This is a genomic window from Bacillus gaemokensis (genome assembly GCF_001590835.1).
Classification (GTDB): Bacteria; Bacillota; Bacilli; order Bacillales; family Bacillaceae_G; genus Bacillus_A; species Bacillus_A gaemokensis.
This window is the reverse complement of the sequence record NZ_LTAQ01000043.1, coordinates 1-3,953: the sequence shown is the minus strand read 5'-3', so window position 1 is coordinate 3,953 and position 3,953 is coordinate 1. Positions and strand designations below refer to the sequence as shown.

At 33.8% G+C, this 3,953-nt stretch carries 6 protein-coding genes and 1 pseudogene; all 7 read right to left on the bottom strand.

What is annotated here, in order from left to right:
- A pseudogene (locus AZF08_RS31495) lies at window positions 1–164 on the bottom strand (IS6 family transposase); the annotation flags it as partial.
- A gap of 43 nt (window positions 165–207) precedes the next feature.
- Complete coding sequence (locus AZF08_RS21370; RefSeq protein ID WP_051725986.1) at window positions 208–453, bottom strand: hypothetical protein; 246 nt, start codon at window positions 451–453, stop codon at window positions 208–210.
- Window positions 450–719 carry a helix-turn-helix domain-containing protein gene (locus tag AZF08_RS31490; protein WP_051725982.1) on the bottom strand — a complete coding sequence of 90 codons (270 nt, stop codon included), beginning with the start codon at window positions 717–719 and terminating at the stop codon, window positions 450–452. Before AZF08_RS31490 ends, AZF08_RS21370 begins: the two co-directional genes overlap by 4 nt.
- A 300-nt stretch (window positions 720–1,019) precedes the next feature.
- Window positions 1,020–1,547: a M23 family metallopeptidase gene (locus AZF08_RS21360; RefSeq protein WP_033679140.1), complete on the bottom strand. Its 528-nt coding sequence runs from the start codon at window positions 1,545–1,547 to the stop codon at window positions 1,020–1,022.
- Window positions 1,548–1,725: 178 nt separating this feature from the next.
- Window positions 1,726–2,316, bottom strand: coding sequence for a DinB family protein (locus AZF08_RS21355; RefSeq protein WP_407639499.1), 591 nt, complete (start codon window positions 2,314–2,316; stop codon window positions 1,726–1,728).
- Between the two features lie 213 nt (window positions 2,317–2,529).
- The gene (locus AZF08_RS29130) at window positions 2,530–2,973 is read right to left on the bottom strand and encodes a DDE-type integrase/transposase/recombinase (protein WP_153019570.1); all 444 of its coding nucleotides are present in this window, start codon (window positions 2,971–2,973) and stop codon (window positions 2,530–2,532) included.
- A 103-nt stretch (window positions 2,974–3,076) separates the two neighbouring features.
- The gene (locus tag AZF08_RS21350) at window positions 3,077–3,403 is read right to left on the bottom strand and encodes an alpha/beta fold hydrolase (RefSeq protein ID WP_235190160.1); all 327 of its coding nucleotides are present in this window, start codon (window positions 3,401–3,403) and stop codon (window positions 3,077–3,079) included.
- Window positions 3,404–3,953: the final 550 nt, after the last annotated feature.

Genomic DNA, 3,953 nt, shown 5'->3' with positions numbered 1-3,953 from the left:
CCATATTCATGAACCCAGCGCATGATGGTTGTTGGGTGAACCGAAACACCACGCTCTTTCAAGATTTCAGATACATCACGATAGCTTAAAGAAAAACGATAATAGTAGCCGACGGCTACTAAAATAATATCCTTTTTAAACTGTTTTCCTTTAAAATACCCCATATATCATTCTCCTGCTCACACTTTTTCTACAGGTTATCTCAGTTTAGAAATCTTTGCAACAGAACCCTTCATTCTCTAATTCTCTAGCTGTTGGCCTACGCTGTAGCCATTTATAATAAGCAGCACGAGATACACCGGCAATTTCACATAAAAGGATTACTGGCAGATTTTCATTCGCATGTAAATCTTGAATCGCTCTATATTTATTGTGTAGACGAACGCTTGTTAACGACGCCTCCTTTCGAGTTCCTCTAACTTTTTTAAAAAAGCATTTTCTGCACGTAATCATTCATTTTCTCGCTCTAAACGTTTCATTTCTAGCTTAAACTTTTCTTCATCTGTTAATTCATATTCCTCTTTCTTTCGACCGCGTTTATCTTGTAGTGCTTCTTCTAAGCCATCTTCACCATTCACTTCATACCTTCTCTTCCAATCTCTAATCGTCCCAGGATCAACTGAAAATTTAGCAGTAATGTCAGCTATTGATTGATGACCATCTTTATAAAGAGCTAAAATCGCCAATTTTTCAGCTTTAGAATATTTCATTCGAGCCATAAAAAAAATACTTCCCTTAGATAAACAGATTTTTATTTTTTATCTGTCTACCTAGTGGGGAGCATATCAAGATTGATCAAAATGGATTCCTCTACACCTCATCTAGATGTATTTTTTATAAAAAAGTTTGATCAAAACTCACTTTACTTGCAAGATTCTTGGAATTTTTGTATCAGAACCAAAAAATACGTTATCCTTTCTATAAAATCATAGTAAGGATAACGTATTTTGCTTAATAACGATAGCGTGCTACTTCTTCTTTAAGAAACACATATTGTATAACAAATAAGATTATACCATTTATTTTTTGCAACTATTCTTACTTGTATAGGATTTTGTACCCCAATAATGGATTTGAGAGCCGTTAAATGAAATTTTTTTGGTTTGTCCCTGATAACGTTGTTCAAAATGAAGGTGAGCACCTGTTGATCCCCCTGTATTGCCCACATTTCCAATTTTCTGTCCTATCGTAACTTTTTGTCCTTTTTTAACGCTTTGTGTGCTTAAATGTGCATAGCGAGTAGTCCAACCGTTTCCATGATTAATCTCAATCCATTTTCCATAACTTCTATTTCCCTCATTTTCTACCCTTGATACTGTGCCAGAAGCAGATGCTACAACAGTATCCCCTTCATCATTTGTTCGGTTAAAATCAACAGAATTTGCTGGACTATGATTAGAACGAGTTTGTCCTTCCCACTTCTGTCCACAAGGAAAAGGCATTTGAAACTTTGGTGTTCCAGCTGCCTCGGCAGTATTAAAACCCCCTATACAAAATGTAAGTAGTAAAGTTGATGCAGTGATCGATAACAAATTCTTTTTCTTCATAATAACTCCTCCAATATACTGAAAATATTTATGAAGTATGTATTCTTTTTACTTTCGCGTGTTCCCTTCCCACTCTTTTTTTCTCAAAAATAGACAGAATATTTTATAAAACGACATTTTTCTACAGGACATGATAATTGTCATCAAATTAAGAAATTTTTTTGTTGCTTTTGTAGCTTTAAAATAAAGTTTGATCATTTTCTACCTGTGTTGCTCCACAATCGCGCCCGTTTGTGAAATTGGCAAAGGCAGTCTGATTATCGAATAGCCCTCTTCCTCTCAGATTTGCGGAAACAGGCTCCTTTCCTATTTCACGTGCCCATATAGATAACTGGCCAATATGATGGATTTCGTGGACAATGACATGACGTATGATCTCTCCGTGTGTACATTCAATGACTCGACACCTGATTGGTGCGTCTCTAGAGCTAATTGGTTCTTCATTGAAATCAGTTTCTGAAAGTTTCCGAGAATCCATTTCATTTGTCCAAGATGTCACAAATGGCTTCACTTTCTCACGGTATTGAGCTGAAAGATTTTTCACTTTTTGTAAGCTAGCATAAACCTCAAACAATGGCTCCTCAGGCACTGGTTCACCTCGCAAACCTAAGATCCACATATATTCCACATCTACAATGTGCAATAGGGTATGTAGGATACTGCCGAACCCACCGACCCGTTTCTTTAATAGTTCTTTATCCGGTATGTCTTCGCACAATGTAAACCAATCATCACGAACTTGCCAGTTATATTGAAACAGTTTCAACATCACAACAACCTCCATCCTTTATAGATTTAATATTTAATTTTCGCCAAAAGACTTCAAAATCTTTTTTAAATAATAACTCTAAAAAAACCTGTTAAAACCCTCCACAAACTGACCCTTTAATTGAATAATACATCTGGGATTTAAGTGTTAAAAGAAAAAACCTATTTAATACAGGGTTTTATCAAACTTTGTTTTAAATTATCAATCTTTATTTTAAATCAACAACATTTTTATGAATTGCAACAGAACCCTGCCGATGGCGCCTAGCTGTTTTGAAACGTACGATGATAAGCATGAGATGTATATTGGAATCCTTGATCTGAATGGATGATGGTTCCATACACATCTCTTTTTTTCTGCTGCTAAATCTAACGTTTGTAGGACAAGTTGTAAATCATTGCGATGTGAGAGTTCGCAAACAACGAGTTCATTGTTATAACTCTCTTGAACGACCGATAAATAGAGAAATTTATCTTTGAATGGCAAATAAGTGATATCTATGACAAGTACCTCATTTGGTTTGCGGTTTCGGAATTGTTGTTCTACTACATTCGAAAAAACCTTTGAGGATTTCCCATTAAAAAAGCGTCGCTTTTTACGGATGATTGATTGAATTTGAAGTTCTCGCACAAGTCTACATACTTTTTGGTGGTTCACGAAATGTATGATCCTTTTGTTTCGTTAAAAAAATGTTTTGACTATAGAAAAAAGTATTAGACTGAAAAATGCTCTCTATACATGAAAGCACTTTTTGTTAACTTTAAGTTGTTTTAAGAATAGGCATATTTAGTACAAATTCCCGAATTGCATTTTTAAATTCTTCTTGATCTGGATGGTGTTTATCTTCTAAGATAGCAATGGACATATTAGGGAACTTAAATTTCTTATAATGATCTGGTTCGATAGCATCATCATATTTCCCACTAATTACAAGAGTTAGTACTGAAATTCCACTTGTGATTTGAGTATAATCTTTAAAGAATTCAGGGGATGAGTCTACATATTTACGAAAATCCGGGCGATGTTTAAGTTCTTTATCTAAGTCTTCTAAGATTTTATGTTTTTTTATCCATGAACTGTAAATCATAATACTTTCCCATTTCTAGCAACTTTTCAGCAAATGCAAAGAAATCTTGGTAGAAAGACTCAATGGACTCATACGTATCGGGGTAGTACCACATCGCTATCAAGCTAATCGTTCCAAAAGATAATATGGTAGTGTATTTTTTTTGATTTTTGATTACATTAAAAATGTGCATGACAAATAAACCTACTGAATAGGATCTTTAAAAAATCATTATGTACATTTTCGTTTTTGTGACATCGTACACTCATACACAGCACCTAAGATATCAAAGCCTGTCTTTTTCTCATATCGATGGGATTTCCGTCCGTTTTGCTGTAAAAATGGTTCTGGGTTAATATATTTTAAAATTTTTAAAAACTTATGTCTCTGTAAGGAACCTTACAATAATGTAAGGATTTTGTTAGGTATTTCGATGTTTTTAATACTCAAATTAAATTAAACTAAAAATAGTAAATCATTCGAAATACACACACTCAAAAAAATTATAAAGGAGTTGATAATGAAAAAAATTATTTGTTTTACTTGATGTGTTCACAAAATTAAATAGAAA